The organism is Candidatus Mesenet endosymbiont of Phosphuga atrata, assembly GCF_964020175.1.
GTDB lineage: Bacteria > Pseudomonadota > Alphaproteobacteria > Rickettsiales > Anaplasmataceae > Mesenet.
The window spans coordinates 604,144-623,990 of sequence record NZ_OZ026541.1 but is presented as its reverse complement, the minus strand read 5'-3'; the positions used below and the strand labels follow the sequence as shown (position 1 = coordinate 623,990).

Annotated in this window: 17 protein-coding genes, 1 tRNA gene and 1 pseudogene; 13 read left to right on the top strand and 6 right to left on the bottom strand. The window is 32.2% G+C overall.

What is annotated here, in order from left to right; translation table 11 throughout:
• The first annotated feature begins 77 nt into the window (after positions 1-77).
• From miaB to metG, 5 genes are all read left to right on the top strand, one after another.
• Positions 78-1,424: a tRNA (N6-isopentenyl adenosine(37)-C2)-methylthiotransferase MiaB gene (gene miaB, locus AACL09_RS03085; protein ID WP_339048878.1), complete on the top strand. Its 1,347-nt coding sequence runs from the start codon at positions 78-80 to the stop codon at positions 1,422-1,424.
• A 63-nt stretch (positions 1,425-1,487) separates the two neighbouring features.
• Positions 1,488-2,720, top strand: coding sequence for a hypothetical protein (locus AACL09_RS03080; RefSeq protein WP_339048876.1), 1,233 nt, complete (start codon positions 1,488-1,490; stop codon positions 2,718-2,720).
• A 60-nt stretch (positions 2,721-2,780) separates the two neighbouring features.
• Entirely contained in the window at positions 2,781-3,785 is a 1,005-nt protein-coding gene (locus AACL09_RS03075; protein ID WP_339048874.1) for a hypothetical protein, read from the top strand.
• A gap of 40 nt (positions 3,786-3,825) precedes the next feature.
• Positions 3,826-4,584 (top strand): alpha/beta fold hydrolase, encoded by a 759-nt coding sequence (locus tag AACL09_RS03070; RefSeq protein WP_339048872.1) that lies wholly within the window; start codon positions 3,826-3,828, stop codon positions 4,582-4,584.
• Between the two features lie 119 nt (positions 4,585-4,703).
• Positions 4,704-6,227: a methionine--tRNA ligase gene (gene metG, locus AACL09_RS03065; protein ID WP_339048870.1), complete on the top strand. Its 1,524-nt coding sequence runs from the start codon at positions 4,704-4,706 to the stop codon at positions 6,225-6,227.
• Positions 6,228-6,267: 40 nt separating this feature from the next.
• On the opposite strand, the pseudogene AACL09_RS06360 reads toward metG, so the two are convergent.
• The 3 genes and pseudogenes from AACL09_RS06360 to AACL09_RS03050 all read right to left on the bottom strand — a co-directional run bounded on the left by AACL09_RS06360 (position 6,268) and on the right by AACL09_RS03050 (position 7,978).
• Positions 6,268-7,064: pseudogene (locus AACL09_RS06360) on the bottom strand (hypothetical protein).
• 209 nt (positions 7,065-7,273) lie between these two features.
• Positions 7,274-7,483, bottom strand: coding sequence for a hypothetical protein (locus AACL09_RS03055; RefSeq protein ID WP_339047287.1), 210 nt, complete (start codon positions 7,481-7,483; stop codon positions 7,274-7,276).
• 345 nt (positions 7,484-7,828) lie between these two features.
• Positions 7,829-7,978 (bottom strand): hypothetical protein, encoded by a 150-nt coding sequence (locus AACL09_RS03050; RefSeq protein WP_339047285.1) that lies wholly within the window; start codon positions 7,976-7,978, stop codon positions 7,829-7,831.
• Positions 7,979-8,398: 420 nt separating this feature from the next.
• Between AACL09_RS03050 and AACL09_RS03045 the strand changes: the two genes are divergently transcribed.
• The 5 genes from AACL09_RS03045 to AACL09_RS03025 all read left to right on the top strand — a co-directional run bounded on the left by AACL09_RS03045 (position 8,399) and on the right by AACL09_RS03025 (position 13,549).
• The gene (locus AACL09_RS03045; RefSeq protein ID WP_339048868.1) at positions 8,399-9,571 is read left to right on the top strand and encodes an NADH-quinone oxidoreductase subunit D; all 1,173 of its coding nucleotides are present in this window, start codon (positions 8,399-8,401) and stop codon (positions 9,569-9,571) included.
• Positions 9,568-10,089: an NADH-quinone oxidoreductase subunit NuoE gene (gene nuoE / locus AACL09_RS03040; protein WP_410519814.1), complete on the top strand. Its 522-nt coding sequence runs from the start codon at positions 9,568-9,570 to the stop codon at positions 10,087-10,089. The genes AACL09_RS03045 and nuoE overlap by 4 nt, the downstream gene beginning before the upstream one ends.
• A 53-nt stretch (positions 10,090-10,142) precedes the next feature.
• Positions 10,143-11,165 (top strand): aspartate-semialdehyde dehydrogenase, encoded by a 1,023-nt coding sequence (locus AACL09_RS03035; protein ID WP_339048866.1) that lies wholly within the window; start codon positions 10,143-10,145, stop codon positions 11,163-11,165.
• Between the two features lie 93 nt (positions 11,166-11,258).
• Positions 11,259-12,059, top strand: a complete 801-nt coding sequence (gene map, locus AACL09_RS03030) for a type I methionyl aminopeptidase (protein ID WP_339048864.1) — start codon at positions 11,259-11,261, stop codon at positions 12,057-12,059.
• 959 nt (positions 12,060-13,018) lie between these two features.
• Complete coding sequence (locus tag AACL09_RS03025) at positions 13,019-13,549, top strand: hypothetical protein (protein WP_339048862.1); 531 nt, start codon at positions 13,019-13,021, stop codon at positions 13,547-13,549.
• Positions 13,550-13,654: 105 nt separating this feature from the next.
• Here AACL09_RS03025 and AACL09_RS03020 read toward each other — a convergent pair whose 3' ends face one another.
• A complete protein-coding gene (locus AACL09_RS03020; RefSeq protein WP_339048860.1) occupies positions 13,655-13,948 on the bottom strand; it encodes a hypothetical protein in 294 nt (97 codons plus the stop codon).
• A 76-nt stretch (positions 13,949-14,024) separates the two neighbouring features.
• Complete coding sequence (locus AACL09_RS03015) at positions 14,025-16,088, bottom strand: ComEC/Rec2 family competence protein (protein ID WP_339048858.1); 2,064 nt, start codon at positions 16,086-16,088, stop codon at positions 14,025-14,027.
• Between the two features lie 111 nt (positions 16,089-16,199).
• On the opposite strand from AACL09_RS03015, the gene AACL09_RS03010 reads away from it, so the two are divergent.
• Positions 16,200-16,276: transfer RNA gene (locus AACL09_RS03010), tRNA-Met, on the top strand.
• A gap of 51 nt (positions 16,277-16,327) precedes the next feature.
• Here AACL09_RS03010 and AACL09_RS03005 read toward each other — a convergent pair.
• A complete protein-coding gene (locus AACL09_RS03005; protein WP_339048856.1) occupies positions 16,328-17,449 on the bottom strand; it encodes a hypothetical protein in 1,122 nt (373 codons plus the stop codon).
• A gap of 200 nt (positions 17,450-17,649) precedes the next feature.
• On the opposite strand from AACL09_RS03005, the gene AACL09_RS03000 reads away from it, so the two are divergent.
• Entirely contained in the window at positions 17,650-18,180 is a 531-nt protein-coding gene (locus tag AACL09_RS03000) for a TIGR02281 family clan AA aspartic protease (protein WP_339048854.1), read from the top strand.
• Positions 18,173-19,810 carry an aminopeptidase P family protein gene (locus AACL09_RS02995; protein ID WP_339048852.1) on the top strand — a complete coding sequence of 546 codons (1,638 nt, stop codon included), beginning with the start codon at positions 18,173-18,175 and terminating at the stop codon, positions 19,808-19,810. Before AACL09_RS03000 ends, AACL09_RS02995 begins: the two co-directional genes overlap by 8 nt.
• Positions 19,811-19,847: the final 37 nt, after the last annotated feature.

The window sequence follows — 19,847 nt, the reverse complement described above, 5'->3', positions numbered from 1 at the left end:
TCAAATTAGTTGTTTAACTTGAACGCTTAGGTTTGCTCTTTAAAATAGATATATTTTCCTAATAGAAGGTATTCAAGGTGAGAGGTTTATATATTAAAACCTATGGCTGTCAGATGAATGTTTACGATTCAATGCTTATGCAAAATATAATTAAACCACTTGGGTTTACTGTTGTTGAGGATATGCAAAATGCCAACCTTATTGTACTTAACACTTGTCATATACGGGAAAAAGCAGTAGAAAAATTATATTCAGAGCTTGGGCAAATTCATAAATTAAAAAAACAAAAGAGAGATATCACAATAGTTGTTGCTGGTTGCGTGGCACAAGCAGAAGGTGAAGAGGTCTTCAGTAGAGCACCATTTGTTGATGTTGTTGTAGGTCCTCAAAGCATACATACGCTACCAGAACTGATAGTGAAAGCAGAACGTGATAAAGGTAGAGCGATTAATATTGATTTTCCTGAGGTATCTAAATTTGATAAACTACCTCACTATAAACAGAATCAAAGTATATCTGCACTTCTTTCAATCCAAGAAGGGTGTGATAAATTCTGTACTTTCTGCGTTGTTCCTTATACTCGTGGCGCGGAATATTCACGTCCAGTAAATGAAGTATTTCGTGAAGCATTAAGCTTAGTTGAGAGCGGAGTTAAGGAAATTACATTACTTGGACAGAACGTTAACGCTTATCATGGTGAGTGTGATGAAAGGTCATGGACTCTGGGTGAACTTATTAGTTATTTAGCTAAGATAAAGGGATTAGAACGCATTCGCTACACAACTTCTCACCCTAAAGATATGCATCAAACTTTGTATGAATCTCACGCAACAGAGCCTAAACTTATGCCATTTTTGCATTTACCTGTGCAGTCTGGTTCTGATAAAGTACTACATTCTATGAATAGGAAGCATACTGCATCTGACTACTTAGATATTATTGATAACCTCCGCAAGCTAAAACCTAACATAGCATTTTCTTCTGACTTTATTGTTGGGTTTCCTGGTGAAACAGAAAAAGACTTTGAGGAGACTATAAAAATGGTTGAAAAGGTAGGGTTTACACAGAGCTACAGTTTTAAATATAGCCCAAGGCCAGGTACTCCTGGTGCAGAGCGCAAAGATCAAGTATCAGAAGAAATAAAAACTGATCGTTTAGCACGGCTACAAAAGCTAATCAGTGAAAAACAACTGGAATATAATAAAAAAATGGTAGGTCGTACTTTATCAGTGCTATTTGATGGTAAGAAAGGTAAATACAAAAATCAAATCATTGGCAAAACTCCATATATGCAATCTGTTTGTATTTATGATCCAGAGGGTGAATACTGTGGTAAGATAATAGACATTAATATACTTGCAGCTAATCAGAATAGCTTAACTGGAGAAACATTAATTAAAGAAAAGGTTAGAAAAAATATTTAAATTGGTATACTCAACTTAGGGCTTTGAGAAATCAAAATCTTTAGTTATTGAGGGGATACCAACATGCATAGCGCTAGCATTATAAACAACATGAATGACAATCAAGATATTGTCATGAGATTAGCACAACTGGATTATTTAAATGATAGAGCAGTACAATTTGTCTTTGGAGATAAAAAACGTCTCAGCAAGTTAAAAAATGGGTTAGATATACTAAGCATATTGATAGAGTCAGGCAAGTTTTTCAATGATTATGTAATAGAGCTGATATTTGATAAAAACCTAGATAGTATCAAGAATAATTTACATATCTTTGAAGAATGTTTAAAGATAAAAAATAGAGATAATCGTGCGCATCAAGATAGCATCAACATTGAGCTCATTAAAACAGTGTTTAATGATAGAAATGTTCTTTTGAAGATAAAAGAGAATAAAAATATTTTTAAAAAAATATTAGAGCATAACAAACTTAATGAAGATTCAATTCGAGCAGTTTTTTACGATCAAGAGTGCTTAGATCTTATAATAAATAACATTGATATTTTTGACATGTTACTTAAGTTGAGTCACGAACATCAATTTCCATGTTTAGTTAAGAATGTTTTTAACAATATGCAGAGCTTTGATAAGTTTAGAAAGCACATAGATGTTCTAGAAGAAATATTAGAGATAACGTTTAGTACTGATAAAGCAATGTATTCATATGAAGGTTGGATTCAGGATATTTTTGATAATGATGAGATATTTGCAAGGATAATGGAAGCACCAGATGTTTGTTGCAGATTACTAGAAAAACTGCCTGCATCATACTTAGTTATGGAAGTTTTAGGTGATCAAAAATTTTACACAAACATTATAGAGAATAAATGGCTTTTAGATGAATTATTAATCTTAAATGATGGTGCTGGTGTACTGAAAAGAATTTTTAAAGACTATAGTGATGATGCTGAAGGCCATATTAGCAGAAGATTAAAATCAGTTGATCGTGATATATTGTATTCAATACTTAAGGCACCGAATATTAATACCTATGATAAGTCAAATATAATCAGAACAATACTTGATAATCAGGGTATACTAAGTAAGATCCAGAACAACCAGCAAGTTTTTAATATTATATTAAAATCAAAAAATTGTGGTCAGTATTTTGTAGAATTCATATTCTCTGACGAAGGAAGACTTTGTGCTTTTGCAAAAGAGTTAAATACAGCAAAACTAGAAGATTTAAGTGTTATCCCTACTGAGTTGGTAAGTGTTGCTTTAAGTAACGTGTTGATGATGCAACAAACTGTTTAGGTTTAGAAATTTTTTATAATCAATATGTAAGCTGCATTGTAAAGTAACATAGGTAATTCTATGAATATAAATTTTGCCCTTAAATTAAAATTGATAACTTTAGTGTTTCTTGTTGCTATAGGCAGTAGCTGCCTTGCAGGGGAGAGTATAAAAAGCAAGCGAAAAGTAATTGAGTTTAATCAGAATACTTTAATATCAGAAATAAATAAAGATAAACATAAGTTTAAGCGTATTTACGAATATTTAGTAGACAGAGATAATGCTGGATTATGTGTACTACTTTCTAGCTATGTTGCATATTATAGATTATTAAATGAAGAAAATGTTGCTCAGATTTCTAACAATGAAGTGATACTTAGTAATTTACAAACAATACTAAGAATAGTGGAAAGTGATAAGAAAAAACTTAAGTTTACTATTTACCCTATAGAAGAACAAGTTAAAATAGCTGACAAAATTTCTCTTCTTATTGGTGAATATATTCAAGCTATGAGCAATAAGGAATCTCGACTGGCAGCAGATACATTTAACAAATTTGATGAAGTAGTGGTAACTTGGTGGAACGAAATGTATGAAAAAAATCAGATACCCTATTCAATAGGGGTGATGGTAAATTGCGCTATATTGTCACCTCATAGCATATTTGATCCACTTCTTATACCATGGATTCTTAGTAAAGATAGTTCTGGCCTACTTACCGTCAATGAGGAATTCTTTAGGCATACCATGAAAGAAGTGAAAATAGGAACTTACATAGATTTTGCCGTTGTCAATATTGGAGAAACGTTTTGGCAAAGGAGTATAATGTTAATTGCAAAAAATGGAGATGATAACTTTGCTTTCTTTGATCCAGGTAGAGGAATTGCACTGAATTTAACACTAAGTGAATTACTTTGGTTAGTAAACGATACTTTAAAGTTTTTAAAAGAAAATATGTTTAATAAGGCAGGTGCTATGGGTGTGCTATTTAATGACAATACAAAAGCTGCAGAGAGGATAGCACGCAAGTTTGCTATTAGTTCAATAGCATCGCACTTTTTAGGGTTACGATTTTACCTTTCTTAAGTATTCACAAAACTAAAGCAATCATGTAGGTAAGTATAAATTGTATTTAGAATGTATTAAAAAATATCTGTCTATTACACTGATTATTGTCAGTGTAATACTTTTAATATCATATCATAAGTTGTTGCTAAATAATGATAATGTATTATTTACTTGTGTTGCAAAAAGATGTGAAAAAGCATCACCTTTAAATCAAGATGGTGTTATTGTCCTTCATGGAATTTTCCGTACTAGTAGTAGTATGAGAAGTTTATCTAGATTCCTTGAAGGATCAGGTTTTAAAGTTTTAAATCTCAACTATCCTTCTACTAAGTATCCAATTGAAAAATTAGCTGATATGATTCATAAAGATATTAGCCAATTTGCCTCATCAGTTACAGGAAAAGTACATTTTGTTGGATACTCGATGGGTGGATTATTAATCAGAGCGTATTTTAACAAATATAAACCAGATAAGCTTGGACGTGTGGTAATGATTGGTACTCCAAATCATGGAAGTGAAGTTGCAGATTTTTTAAAGAATTTCATGCTTTACAAAAAACTTTATGGTCCTGCAGGACAGCAACTCATTACGAATCAGGATGGTTTTAAGGAAATTTTTGCTAATACAGATTTTGAGCTTGGCATTATTGCTGGTAATAAATCCATTGATCCAATCTCATCAAAGCTTATTAATAAGCCAAGTGATGGTAAGGTTTCTGTTGACAGTACAAAGCTTGAGGGAGCAAAAGATCATATTGTGCTGCCATACAGTCATACTTTTTTCCATCAAATAAGCAAATGTTTAGACAAGTTCTAAGCTTTCTTAAATTTGGCAAGTTTGTACAGAACTATAACTCAGATAAAGCTAAGCAAGATTAAATAGAGTATATACAAGTAAGGTTTTATTATATATAGTAATCATTATAATCGTGTTCTATGGATAATAAGAGTTTTTATATAACAACACCAATATACTACGTTAATGATGTGCCACATATTGGTCATGCGTACACTGGTATTATCTGTGATGTTATGTCGAGATTTTTAAAGTTTTATGGCCAAGATGTGAAGTTCGTTACTGGAACGGATGAGCATGGGCAGAAAGTTGAAAAAGCAGCAGAAAAAATGATGATCTCTCCACAAGAGCTTGCAGATAAGACAAGTGAGTCTTTTAGGCAACTGGGCCAGGTAATGAATTTCCAAAATGATGACTTTATACGGACAACAGAAAAGAGACACAAAAATGCAGTTACAGCTTTATGGAACTTGTTGTATGAGAAGGGTGAAATATATCTTGGTTCGTACTCAGGGTGGTATTCAGTTCGCGATGAAGCATTTTACCAAGAGAAAGATTTAGTGGATGGAATAGCACTAACCGGTAGTCCGGTTGAGTGGGTAGAGGAGCCTAGTTATTTCTTCAAACTTTCAAAATGGCAAGAAAAGTTATTAGAGTTATATGAAGGCCATCCAAATTTTGTTTTTCCAAGTCATAGACGTAATGAAGTTATATCTTTTGTAAAATCTGATTTGATTGATCTTTCAATTTCACGTACCAGTTTTTCTTGGGGAATAAAGGTACCAAACAATAGTAGCCATGTAATCTATGTATGGATTGATGCTCTAACTTACTACCTTACGCTGCTTGGCTTTCCAGATATTCAAAATCATGAATACAAAAAATTTTGGAAAAATGGTTTTAGTACTCATGTTATTGGCAAAGATATATTGCGCTTCCATGCTGTATACTGGCCAGCAATTTTGCTTGCTGCAGAATTGCCTCTACCTAAACAAATAGCAGTTCATGGTTGGTGGTTAAATGAAGGGCAGAAAATGTCCAAATCTATAGGCAACACCATTAACCCAATTAGTTTAACTGCAGAATTTAGTGCTGACCAAATAAGGTATTTTCTACTAAAGGAAGTTTCCTTTGGCAAGGATGGTAATTTTTGTAAAGCAGCAATGATAAAATGCATAAATTCAGATTTAGCTAACAATATTGGCAATTTAATTCAAAGAACAGTCTCATTTATACATAAAGAATACAGAGGATTTGTTCCAGAAGCTGATCATAACTTGTTTGTAGGAAGTGAAGAGTTGCCAAATTATGAAGAAATATTAAAACAAATAAGAGATCACTTGTTTAAATATGAGTTTAATAGCATCTTGTCTATAATACTTAATATTGCATCAAAGGCAAATAGCTATATAGATCAAAGTGCTCCTTGGAAGCTGAAAAAAACTAATCTTCAGCTTACAAATGTGGTCATTTATAAGCTTTTAGAACATATAAGAATCATTGGTATTCTTTTGCAACCTGTAATTCCAAGTTCTGCAAACGCTATTTTAGATCAGTTGCAAATTCCAAATGAAAAACGAGATGTAAAACATTTTATTAGTAAAATCCAGAGTGGTATTTTATTGCCTATAGCTAAACCAATCTTTCCTAAGTTTGAAAATTAAACTTTAAGGAAAATATACCGGGAGTGTTCAACAAACTGTGTCAAAGCAAAATTAGCTGTACCAGACACCACTTAATCTGACAAATGAGAATTAACTGACAGAAGAATTTAAATATACTATCAGAATCCTGATTTAATGTTTTTCTAAAAAGCAATATATCAAGAAAAGTTTGCATTGGCGTTTTATCATAGCAATATTTGTCTGATTGTCTCATTGTAAGAACGCAACCAACATCAATTTGTAGATCTTCTAAAGAACTATATTTCTAAAGATGATTTGCATAGTTTTGTGAAGCATTGGTCTGTGGAGAGTGGGTTTTGGTTCTAGAATGATCGATATGCCTAAATAAAGCTGATAATTTCACGCAATATTCTGTACCTCTATCAGTCAAAATACGCAATATCAAAGAATGGCTATCATTTAACAAGAGGTAATTGCTGTCTTATCGACTTAGCAACGAGAATAAGTATCGATAAAGGTCTGCTGGTAGATTCGTCCTATACCTTTGATATTACCTACATAATAGGTATCTTGAGCACCCAGATAACCTGAGTATCAATTTCACTATCTTTGTTCTTTCACTTTTTCTAAAGCTGTTAGAATTATTCCATCTTTTTGCTTCTAGTGCTTTAAGTCTTTTCTTAAAAATCTCAACTATCCACCTTCAGATATTATTTTTTTCTCAGCTCATTTTTTATATGCTGGAAATTCTGTTGCTATACAGATCTTTCTATGTCTTCCGAAACTCTGTTTGCAAACTTTCTTACTTATCTCATCTCCATTTTCGTATAACTCCTTGAAGCGATAAAATTTGAATATCCCATACGCTTGTGACACATTTCCTAGTTGTCTTGCTAAAATCCTAGTTTTAGTATTTTTTTTTGCATTGTACTCATTTCTCTTATTTTTTGTTCTAAGTGTCAGTTCAAATCTTATTTAATACAACTAATACGAAGTCTTAGCTTCATCCTCTGTTCTTGCTTATCGCTTCCATCGGCATTACTATCTTTACTTTCAATAAAATTATACCTATATTCCTTTAGTGTTTATTGATAACAAAATTCTTTTCTATCAATTAGCATCCTATGCATAATTACTGACAACTTCCGCGCTACAGCAACAATTGCTTTCTTCATACCTTTCTTTTTTGCTAATCCCCAGCTTTTTAACTTAAATTTTCTCTTACATCTTGTCAGCAAGGATTGCGCAGCCTCATATAGCATACTTCTGCACTCCATTGTTTGATATACTTCCATGTCGATCAATCTCCCCAGAAGCATACTGTCTTGGGCTCAATCCCATATATGCTCCAACTGTATAAGATGTTTCAAACCTATGTGTATTGCAGCTTTGTATGTCATTGCTACTATAATACCAACCCCTGGGCTAATAATTTTTATCTTTTTTGCACTTTTCTGAAAGTAATTTATCAAATTGATTCTTCTATTGTTTCTAAGCTATGTACTAATGCTTCAATTGAGTTTTTGCTAACTTCATCTAGATCATTTCTTCTATTTTTAAAGAAAAGCTTTCAAATTTTAATCCTCGACCAACCGTATATCTTCAATTTATTGTTCCAATAATCTGCTGTTTGCTACATGTTAACTGTCTTCTGCTTCCAAGTTGATTTGGTAAGATTTATCTGATTTTACTAATACTTCTCTGTACAACCCAACCCTCATCATTTGAGCTATACCCCTTGCATCTACACAAATCACTGGTAATCCAAAATCCCTTAACTCTTTACACATTGATATTGACAACTTTCTATCCCTATGGATTCTTATTTTTTGCCTTGACTTAGCAAGTTCTCTGCTATTGCTTTACTTTTTCTTGCAACAACTTCTTCCTTAACAACTTTTCCTTTCTCATCAACGATACTTATAAAAGTTTCTTTGAGTGAGACATCTAACCCAATATAATATTTTATGAGACTACTCCTACTTTAAAAGTTTAAATTATTTTTGCAGAACTAATTCTATCGAATTTCTTACTTCTCTCTAAAATATTCTATCTCCTTTTTTCAATAGCTATTACAGTATGTCTATTGATATGGAAGGTTTATATTTTTAGCTTGAACTTGCAAATTCAATACAAGAATTCAAGTACAAGTTGACATAACAGATCTTCCATATACGATTTAATGTTTAACTATTATACTTCTATTCTATATGCCAGATATTAAGTCCATGACTTTAAATTTTGGTCCTCAACATCCAGCAGCGCATGGTGTTCTGCGCTTGGTGCTTGAGATGGATGGTGAGGTTATAGAAAGAGCTGATCCTCACATTGGGCTGCTGCACCGTGGTACAGAAAAGCTAATAGAATATAAAACTTATTTGCAAGCATTGCCGTATTTTGATCGTTTAGACTACGTGTCACCAATGTCACAAGAGCATGCTTACTCTTTATGTGTTGAAAAGCTACTTAACTGTGAAGTTCCTCTGCGGGCTCAATATTTGCGGGTTCTTTTTTGTGAACTGACTAGAATATTAAATCATCTCCTGAGTATTTCTTCGCAAGCATTAGATGTGGGAGCTATGACACCACTTCTTTGGCTATTTGAAGAAAGAGAAAAAATACTGAATTTTTACGAAAGAGCATCAGGAGCTAGGTTTCATGCGGCTTATATACGTCCAGGTGGGGTTGCTGCTGATATTCCTGATGACTTAATTGATGATATTATGAAATTTATAGAAGAATTTCCAAAATATATAGATGATGTTGATGATGTTTTAACTGAAAATAGAATCTGGAAACAACGTACAGTTGATATAGGAGTAGTTTCGATAGGACAGGCATTGGATTTAGGGTTTAGCGGTCCGGTGTTGCGTGCCTCTGGCTTGCCCTGGGATTTACGCAAAAGTCAACCGTATGAAATATATGATAAGCTCGACTTTGACGTGCCAGTTGGACAAAATGGTGACTGCTATGACAGATATTTGGTTAGATTAGAGGAGATAAGACAATCCGTTAAATTAGTTAAACAATGTATAGAAAAATTACCTAAAGGCCCTGTAAAATCTGATGAGCGCAAGATTTCTCCACCACCACGAGCTGAGATGAAAAAGTCGATGGAAGCTACGATTCATCATTTTAAGTTATACTCAGAGGGGTATCATGTACCACAAGGAGAGACATATGCTGCTGTTGAGGCGCCAAAAGGTGAATTTGGCGTATATATAGTTTCTGATGGAACAAATAAGCCATATAGATGTAGAATTAGAGCACCTGGCTTTGCACACCTGCAAGCACTGGATTTCATGGCACGAGGACATATGCTAGCTGATGTTGTTGCAATTATAGGCTCTTTAGATATAGTTTTTGGTGAAGTAGATAGATGACAGAAAATAGAGCATTGAGAAAAGAGCAGCCCGATTTTAAATTTAACTCTCAAAATTTAAAAAAAGCAGAGGATACAATTAAGATGTATCCTGATGGTAAGCAAGCAAGTGCTGTGATGTCTTTATTATATCTTGCGCAAGATCAGTGTGGTGGCTGGATACCAGAGTCAGCAATGACGTATATAGCTGATTTCCTAAAGATTCCCCATATTCAAGTATATGAAGTAGCAAATTTTTATACTATGTATAATTTATCTCCAGTTGGTAAATACCTCATACAAGTGTGTAGAACTACTCCATGCTGGCTTTGTGGTAGTGAAGAAATTTTAAATACATGCAAGAGAGTTTTGGAAATTGACGTTGGTGAAACAACTGAAGATAATTTATTTACACTTAAAGAAGTAGAGTGTTTAGGTGCTTGTACTGCTGCGCCTGTAGTTCAAATAAACAACGACTATTATGAAAATCTTACTCCTGATAAAATGGAAGAGATAATAGAAAAGTTGAGCAATAACTAGTGACGATGTTTTAACCATCTGCTATGATGTAATTAATTAAGTAATTAAGATTTATGGAAAAAAAGTATAAAATTGCTGTAATTGGTGCAACTGGAAATGTTGGACGCGTTATTCTTGAAGTACTGTCTGAAAGTAAAATTACAATAAGTGAAATTGTTGCTTTAGCATCAAAGGAATCAGTAGGAAAAAAGTTAAGCTTTGGAGATGAGGTAATAGAGGCTTTATATCTTGAGGGTTATGATTTTAAAGGCACTGATATTGCGATATTTTCTGCAGGAGCAAGAATTTCAGAAAAATATGCACCTACTGCTGCAGAGGCTGGGTGTGTAGTCATAGACAACACGTCTTTTTTTAGAATGAATCCAGATGTTCCCTTAATTATACCAGAAATCAACTCAGAAGAAATTGCATTGTATAAAAAGCGCAACATTATCGCCAATCCGAACTGTTCAACAATACAAATGCTACTAGTACTTAATCCCCTGCATAAAGTAGCACGAATAAAAAGAGTTGTTGTTTCAACATATCAAGCAACTTCAGGTGCAGGTAAAGCAGCAATGGATGAGTTATATAACCAGACAAAAAAGATGTTTATCAATGAAACTGCTGAATCTCAAGAATTTACCAAGCAGATAGCATTTAACTGCATCCCTCATATAGATATCTTTATGGAAGATGGATCAACAAAGGAGGAGTGGAAAATGGCAACAGAGACAAAAAAAATACTTGGCGATGAAATAGAGGTAAGTGCAACCTGCGTCAGAGTACCAGTTTTTACCGGTCATGCTGAATCAGTAAATATTGAGTTTAATCAGTCAATATCAGAGGAGCAGGTGTATGAGGTATTAGATAATGCAGAAGGAGTATTGATTTACGATAGACGTGAAGATAAAGGGTATATGACCCAATGTGAAGTACCAGGAGAGAATGCTGTGTATGTATCTCGTATTCGCATGGATAAAACTGTTAAGTATGGACTAAATATGTGGATAGTTGCCGATAATTTAAGAAAGGGTGCAGCTTTAAATGCAGTGCAAATAGCTGAGATTTTAACAAAGGAATATTTGCTAGACTGATAGTTGGGAGTTTTACTGAAACGAAATTATAGCTAACATTGACTAAATAGTATAATATTTATTGATTAATCTACTAAGTTAATTTGAAGTTTAATGAAAGATATTACTATTCATTCGCAAAAAGACTTTGAATATATGCGAAAAGCTGGCCGGCTAGCTGCAGAAGTACTTGATTTTATTACTGGGTATGTAAAACCAGATGTTACAACCAATGAGTTAAATGATTTATGTCATAATTTCATTGTAAAATCTGGAGCAGTGCCTGCTCCTTTAGGTTATAAAGGCTATCCAAAATCGATTTGTACTTCAAAAAATTTTGTTGTTTGCCATGGCATTCCAGATGATATTCCTCTTAAAGATGGAGATATTTTAAATATTGACGTTACCGTAATATTAGATGGGTGGCACGGAGATACAAGCCGTATGTTTTGGATTGGTGAGCCATCAATTAAAGCAAAACGCCTTTGTGATGCAACTTATGGAGCTCTAATGGCAGCAATAGAACAAGTGAAGCCTGGTATTAATCTTAATGAAATTGGCTTGGCTATAGAGAAACATATAAATAAGTATGGTTACTCTATTGTGCGCAATTATTGTGGTCATGGTTTAGGAAAAGTTTTTCATGCTCCTCCTAGTGTATTGCATTATTATGATGAAGATGAACGCATGGTATTGTCTGAAGGAATGTTCTTTACTATTGAACCTATGATTAATGCTGGAAAGCATGATACTATATTAAGTAAACACGATGGATGGACGGTGACAACGCGAGATCTTTCGCTTTCCGCTCAATTTGAACATTCAATTGGTGTTACAAATAATGGAGTAGAAATCTTCACATTATCACCTAAAGGCTTGCATTACCCTCCTTATTCATTTGTAACTTTTTGCTAAAACCATTCTAATTTATTAAGTACAGCAATAGAGTAATTCTTGCTTTGGATAAAAGAAAGATCCTCTAATTTAGATTAGGTAAAATATTAATATTTGAGACTAGATATTTAGTCCCATCAAGTAATGATAAGGATTTGAATGAAACATGTTAATTTGTATTCAGACAATATCTTTTCCATGGTGTTAAAATTTGAGGGTCTTGAGTTTTTGAGCATAGCTTTCAAGAAGTCATAAATTCAGTTGGTTAACTGTTTCATAATGGTAAGTCTTAACTGTGGCTTGTTTAATAGTTCTATTCATTCTGCCCATTTATCCAATAAACTTAGTCAAACAATGTTGAATTTCTTATATCGAAGTCATGAATTTTGTCTTTAGAAGCTTTTTTAAGCAAAGAATGGGAGAATTGAATACAGTTATGAATCTTATAAGGCACAGCAAATTTCAAGAAAATAGCAGCCTGTGCGAGAATCCCAGATATTTACAATATTCCTACATAAATATAAACTTTTTCCTCTTTTTTCACAAATATCAACATAAAAGTATCGTATTTTTTGAAGTTTTGGCTTAATATTCTTTTTAGGTAAAGATTGTGTCTTTTTAAGCAACGATACTGCGAGATAAGGTAGTTGTTTAAAAAACAATCATCTGAAGATTTTTGACGGTAATTCCTCTCTCTCAGATAATTAGGGCCCATAGTTCTATAGAAGTTTCCATTTTAAGACCGTTTTAGGATTCAGGTTATATTGTTTACTTAACTGCGTGATTGTAAGCGCTGTAATTCTGTTCGCACAGCGTACGTTGTCTTGTGTGTAATATCTGTCCCACAATATCTCTTTTTTTATTAAGGTATAATATACTTGATTGGATTAAATATCTAGTGCTGTTCACAGCAGAGGCCAATAGCGAAGATTATACCACTTAATCAGTAGAAAATCAGGATTTAGTTTTGCAAATATACTTTGATTAATATATTAATAAATTCTTTAACTTTAATTGCTTCAACATTTCTAGCAATAGCAGCTGCAGGAATAGCTTGTATAGCAATTAGTCATAGTAAGGATAAGGAGAAGAAAAGCTTAGAAGAAAAAAAGGATAAAGAAATTAAAAATTTAAAAAACAATCCTATAAATAAGACTATAGCTAAAATAAAGGGTATGAAAAAAATAGAATTAACGCTAAACAAGGAAGGTTTATCAGTAACTGGTGACTTGGATAAGTTGACATTTGATGGGAATGGTGAAAATGAAGTAATGACAGAAAGTAGTGAGATTCTGACATTGACAAAAGAAGAAGAAGAGGATAACGAAGTTTCTTATAGGATTACTTGTTATAAAGAAAAGTGTAGTGATAAAGACAGTATTGAAGATAAATTATTTAATGAGAACAATGAAATATCAAAAGATATAATCGTTTTTGATCCAGATAAGGTTAGTGAATTATACAATACTGTAACTCAAGCTGCTTTTTCTTCGGTAATAAATTTTAAATAAAAGTTTTTATGAATTTTTTAACTGCTAATAAATCAAACAGTTTTATGTAACTGCTTTAAATATGTAACCTTAAGTTTTAAAAAAACTTAAGGTTACTTAAATTAATTATATTAAATCATCACTATTACAAAAATTTGGATTATCGATTATATCGGCGATTATATTACACAATTGTGCTTCTTCTGGAATATTAGTATATGATTTTCCACATTTAAAACCTTCGGTCCATTCAATCGTAGTCGTTATTTCTTTAGCAATATTTTTAATATCATTATTATCAAGATCTAATTTATTTACCTTATCTATAATGTCTTTCATATTAGCTTTAATTATATTGCGGATGCAGTCATCAGCATCTATAGATTGTATTATATGTTCTGTGTTTGGCTTATAAGGCATATAAGACTCCGTTTAATAAATATATTCTCACTATAGCATGGAGTATTTAATTTTATGCTAATTCTGCTTTTTTATGCTATATAAATGCATTCAAGCCAAATAAATGCCATGGCCTATCGCTACGTATCCTTTTTATTTTGATCTTTTTGCTAGATAGCCAGATTGAATGCGTACCATAAATTTCAAGATCGTCATACCTTATAATTGCGGTATTACAAACAGGATAAATAAATTTGTTCAGCTGTATTATTAAGTCAACTTTATCGCAGTTTTGCACAATTGATTCTTGTTTATAGGCAATAAGTACTGACTTATTCGCATTTTGATATATGCAGCCAAAGTCATCACATGATAATCTTTTATCTTCTCTATTATAATTTTTATAATGTAAAGCCTTTAGTTGGCCATTTTGCTTTGCCCAGGTTACACTGATAAAATTTCTATTTTTCTTAGTTAATGAATATAGTAAACCGTCATTCTCTTGAGTAGCAGCATTGTTACTGTTTACTAAAATATCTGGAGTTTGATAAAAGATACCAATAAATATTCCTATAACTATAATAACTAAGCCCCAAAAACGCCAGTTTCTCTGCCACAAACATAACCATAACAGTCCAATGGTTATAATTATTGCTGCCTCAGGATAAATGCTATGCATATATACAGTTGAGTATTTAATATTTGCAACTTTCTCTGAAAGCCTTAAAACTATATCTATTGAATATTCAATAGCCCCTGAAATAAGCCATTCAAACTTAAATGGAATCAGTGTTACATAGATTATTCCCATCGGGATTGTAAGTAATGTAATAATTGGTATGGCAACTAAATTAGTAACAACACCACCAATTGAGATGTAATTAAAATTGTATATTGTATATGTCATAGTAGCTAAACTTGCCACAGTTGAGCTTAAGAGAATTGAAATAAAATACTTAATTGTTTTACCAGTTGGAAGTTTTTCTGTACTAATTTGATAGCTTGCAATAAGTGCAAGTACAGCAGAGAATGACATTTGAAAACTTGGTTTTAAAATTGATTCTGGTTGAAATAGTAGAATTCCAAACGCAGCAAACGCTATTGAAGTAAGACTATTATACTTTCTTTCTAGAAGAACAGCTATAACTACTAAAGTTACCATAATAAAAGCACGTTGAGCAGAAATCTGCATGCCAGTAATCAGGAGATAAAAGATTGTTGGCACTATGCATATTGTTGCTGAAATTTTTTTTATGTTATATTTTAGGGTAATAGTTTCAGATAAAGCAAATGCATTTCTAAAAAGAAGAAAAAATAAATTGGAAACAAACGCTAAGTGCAATCCTGATATTACAAATAAGTGAGCAATACCGGCATTTCTAATGACATTCATTACGTTTTTATCTATTCCATCTTTTTTACCAATAAGTAAAGCAGCAGTAATATTTGCATGCAACTTGTTCATATTTTTTTGCAGGTTACTATAAATATATTGCCTAAACGACTCTATATATTCATGAAATTTCTTACTATTTGCTTTTTGGTATAATGTGACTGTGCTTGTAGAAAAACCAACAGCACTAATTTTTTGAAAATACGATATTCTGGCAAAATCGTATGAGTATTCTGAAGGAGCGATATTAGGAGGAAAAAGAGCGGCTGATAGCATTACTTGATCTCCTATATCAACATTTTCTTCTACCTTTGTTCGCACTGTAATCTTAATATTATCTATCTTGCTGATATTTTGCACTTCACTAAGCAGCAATTGTTCATAAGAACCCTTTTTATTTATTTCTTTAACTTTTGCTATGATGTTTTTTACGTATATTTTTTGATTAATCGTATGGGTAGAAGTTAATCTTGTTTTAATTACTACACTGATAAACCCTAAGAACAATAATAATGTAAGAAGAAGAAGTATTAAATATTTTCTGTAGTAAAAAACAATTACAGCAAATAAAGAGAATACTAGAAAGAAAACTAATATAGTAACAACCAGATTTGGCTCAAAGCTAAGAGAAAAATAAACTAAAATACCAGCTCCTTGAAGGACTGGAGCCCATAATATTAAGTTATGTGATTCTTTTTTGAGATTATACGCTATATAATTAATCAATATATTAGCTGATAAGAATATTCTTTTTAGAAAAATTAGCATTTAATTTTTATCTAAAATAATTAATTTCTTAAATTATAAAATTTAATATTTTTATTGCATTAAAAATTAAAACGCTATAAGTTGTAATTATACTATTTTAATAGTTAGTGACGCGGGGTAGAGCAGCCCGGTAGCTCGTCAGGCTCATAACCTGAAGGTCGTAGGTTCAAATCCTACCCCCGCAACCATAATTTAGTACAATAATACTTTACCTTCTCAACGTTTCAGCCCTCTACTTTCTAGAGAGTTTGGTCATTAACTTCTCGAGTGCTATTTGGCTTAGTAGAAGCTTCTTCCACTGAGCTGTTTGGCTGATATTTTTTTACTAATGAATCCATATCTATTAAGTAGTTATTTTTCTTCATTATATTATCTAAAAATTCACATATGTCTGTGAAATTACGTCTATCAGATAAAACACCCCAAGGCATTACAGCTCCCTCTTTAGGGTAAAGATCATCTTTTTTAACCAGAGTATTAATTTCACTTGTCAAATCATTTTCTACTTTCTCTATATTTTCAATATCAGGTACATCTGAATATCTGATATCAGGAATTTTTACTCCATACTTAGATAACTTTGTCTGCATTTCTTTATAAAATTTATCTCGAAATGTTTCTTTGGCATTATTTTTCTTAATATTTTTATAAATTGGTTCAAATTGTACCATTACCTGAGAATCAGACATGAATCCTTGCTCGTAAGTTTTAGTATTACTAATTAATTCTTCTTGGAAACCCATTGGCAGTTTTGTATATGAAATACCTATATTACCTTCATGTAGTAGTTTCTTGCACATTAGAGCAGCAACATATCCTTTTATGCAAAATCTTAGTTTTTCTCGATGATTCATGTGTTGCTTTTCATATTTCTCATTTTTTTTAAATAAGTCACCCCTCATATTAATATTACTCGTATCTTTAATATCAATTAGTACATGAGCTGTAATCTTTACCACTATGTCTTCGAAATATTGGTCTAATATATCTTTAAAATTAGAGTAGGCTTGCTTATCCCTTTCCTGCTGCTGTTCTTTATTTTTTTGTTCCCTATTTTCCTTATATTTTTTCTTGCACCTTTTTTTCTCCGGCTCTTTTTGTTTTGGTCTTGCGCCAGTTGCTTTTGTAGGAGATTGTTCTGTGTTTGTTGAACTACTACTCGCTTTTTGTTGTTCTTGCTTTAAATCTTTTAATTTTTGTTGTTCAAGCTTCTCCTGTTCTTGCTTTTGTTTTTCCTCAATTTCTGCATTTACCTTTCTATTCCAATCTATAAGTTTTATTGCTGCTTTAAGATTATCAGTCAACCACCGTTGCCTTACTGATTCCTCAAAATCTGCCTGAGTAAATTGATTCTTAGGCATATATTTCCCCCATTTAATTATTACTATATTAGTATATCTAATAATAAAAATCAATAAAAATCTGTCTTTATTAAGATATATGCATTTGAATTACTGAAAGCCATTAGTAAAACTTTTTAAAAGAAATCTGATTTATAGTGTATATTAAATAAAATGAAGAGTTTTAAATGCTTTTATACTGCATATTTTTACTGTTAATTTTGGCCTTTATCGTAATATTTAGTAAAAACTTTAATGTAAAATATATTGTAACATGGCTAATAATTATCACATCTATTGCCACTGTTTATGGTCTACGTGATGAAATATTAAATAGTAAATTAGTTACTGTATTTTTCCCATACAAAGGATATGTTGCAAAGGATGGCAGTCTTGAGTTTAAACAGTCATCAAACGGACATTTCTACATTCAAGCAGAAATTAATCAAAAAAATATTACTTTTCTGTTAGATACAGGAGCCACAGATACTGTGTTATCACTGAAAGATGCAGAGAAAATTGGCGTTAATTTAAAAGAGATTAGAGATTTCAAAAGATATCAAACAGCAAATGGTACAGTACTAGCTGGATCAGTTGAAATTCCTAAGATAAAAATAGGAAGTTTTGTGGTAAAAAATATGAGAGTTAGTATAAATACATATCCTATGTCTACCTCTTTGTTGGGAATGAATTTACTCAAACATTTTGATTTCACTATAAAAAACGATAGGTTGATAATATACCATGATTGAAAGACTAAATAACTTAATGAAGAAAGCACAGGCAGATGCGTTCTTGCTTCACAACAAAGATGAATACCTAAGCGACTACCCACATGAAAATAAACAGAGACTTAAATGGCTCTGTGGTTTTACTGGCACAAATGGTACTGTAATTGTAACAAAAGAAGGCAAATCTCCTTTTTTTACAGATGGGCGTTATATTCTGCAGGCAAGTTATGAAATCGACTTAAATATATATGAAATATTCGATATTAGCAAAAAAACTCCTTGGCAGTGGGCTAAAGAAAACTTACAGCAAAATAGCATCTTAGCTTACCAAATATCGCTATTTACTTTAAATCAAATTAGAAAGTATGAGGGAGTTTGTGTGCTTAAGCCATTAGATGATAACCCTATAGATGAACTATGGAATCGTCCTTTTGCAACAAAACAAAAAGTTATTAATTATCCATTACAATATTCTGGCAAAAGCAGCAAGCAGAAATGTTTGGACGTAGCAAAAACAATAAACAAGCAAGATGCAGTGTTGCTGACAAGCTCTGAATCAATATCGTGGCTGCTTAATATTAGAAATGACAACTTTTTATATAACCCTGTAGTACTTAGCTATGCAATTCTTTATGGGAATGGTCATGTGGATCTTTTTATGGAAGATTTGTCTTTTGAGTTTAGGTTAGATGAGCATGTACATGTCTTAGGCTTCAGTTGCCTTGGTAACGTTTTAAATAAAATTGACCTAATAATAATTGATCCTGAAACAGTACCAATGAGAATTATGAAATTGCTTGATGGTAAGAATATCATGGAAGCAAAAGACTTGTGTGCTCTGCCTAAAGCTATCAAAAACGAAGCAGAAATACAAGGTGCAATTAACGCTCATATTAGGGATGGAGCTGCAGTTACAAATTTCTTGAACTGGCTTGAAAAAAACATAGATAAAGGTATTACAGAACTAAATGCAGAAGAAAAACTTTTAGAGTTTAGACAAAAACAAAATTTATTTAAATCTTTAAGCTTTCCTACAATTTCAGCATTTGCTGAAAATGGAGCTATAATTCACTATAGAGCAAATGAAAAAACAAACAAACGTATAAAGAGAAATGGATTATACCTCATAGATTCAGGAGGGCAATACTTAGATGGCACAACTGATATAACAAGAACAATTGCAATAGGTACACCCTCAAATGAGCAGATAGATAACTACACTAGAGTACTTAAAGCTCATATAGCAATAGTACGAGCTATCTTTCCTCCCAGCACAACTGGTGGAGAGTTGGATATATTAGCACGCATGCACCTGTGGCAGGCAGATTTAGATTACAGCCACAGCACTGGTCATGGAGTTGGTAGCTACCTTGCAGTACATGAAGGGCCGCATGCCATTGCAAAAGGTAATAATATTCCCCTTCAGCCTGGAATGATACTTTCTAATGAACCAGGATATTACAAGCCAGGAGAATATGGCATACGCATTGAAAATTTGATGTATGTAGAGGAAAAAACAGAAGGATTCTTAGGTTTTAAACAATTAACATGCGTGTCATATGATAAAAGATTAATAAATTATAACTTATTAACCCAAGATGAAATCAACTGGATCAACGAGTATCATTCATTTGTTGATAAAGTTATATAATAACCTCTTTATTTATTTTACTTTTAATTTGCTTTAA

Coding starts and splice junctions, on each gene's coding strand:
- AACL09_RS03080 (WP_339048876.1), top strand. CDS start 1,488: ATGCATAGCGCTAGCATTATAAACAACATGAATGACAATCAAGATATT.
- AACL09_RS03075 (WP_339048874.1), top strand. CDS start 2,781: ATGAATATAAATTTTGCCCTTAAATTAAAATTGATAACTTTAGTGTTT.
- metG (WP_339048870.1), top strand. CDS start 4,704: ATGGATAATAAGAGTTTTTATATAACAACACCAATATACTACGTTAAT.
- AACL09_RS03055 (WP_339047287.1), bottom strand. CDS start 7,483: ATGGAAGTATATCAAACAATGGAGTGCAGAAGTATGCTATATGAGGCT.
- AACL09_RS03050 (WP_339047285.1), bottom strand. CDS start 7,978: ATGTGTAAAGAGTTAAGGGATTTTGGATTACCAGTGATTTGTGTAGAT.
- AACL09_RS03045 (WP_339048868.1), top strand. CDS start 8,399: ATGCCAGATATTAAGTCCATGACTTTAAATTTTGGTCCTCAACATCCA.
- nuoE (WP_410519814.1), top strand. CDS start 9,568: ATGACAGAAAATAGAGCATTGAGAAAAGAGCAGCCCGATTTTAAATTT.
- AACL09_RS03035 (WP_339048866.1), top strand. CDS start 10,143: ATGGAAAAAAAGTATAAAATTGCTGTAATTGGTGCAACTGGAAATGTT.
- map (WP_339048864.1), top strand. CDS start 11,259: ATGAAAGATATTACTATTCATTCGCAAAAAGACTTTGAATATATGCGA.
- AACL09_RS03020 (WP_339048860.1), bottom strand. CDS start 13,948: ATGCCTTATAAGCCAAACACAGAACATATAATACAATCTATAGATGCT.
- AACL09_RS03015 (WP_339048858.1), bottom strand. CDS start 16,088: ATGCTAATTTTTCTAAAAAGAATATTCTTATCAGCTAATATATTGATT.
- AACL09_RS03005 (WP_339048856.1), bottom strand. CDS start 17,449: ATGCCTAAGAATCAATTTACTCAGGCAGATTTTGAGGAATCAGTAAGG.
- AACL09_RS02995 (WP_339048852.1), top strand. CDS start 18,173: ATGATTGAAAGACTAAATAACTTAATGAAGAAAGCACAGGCAGATGCG.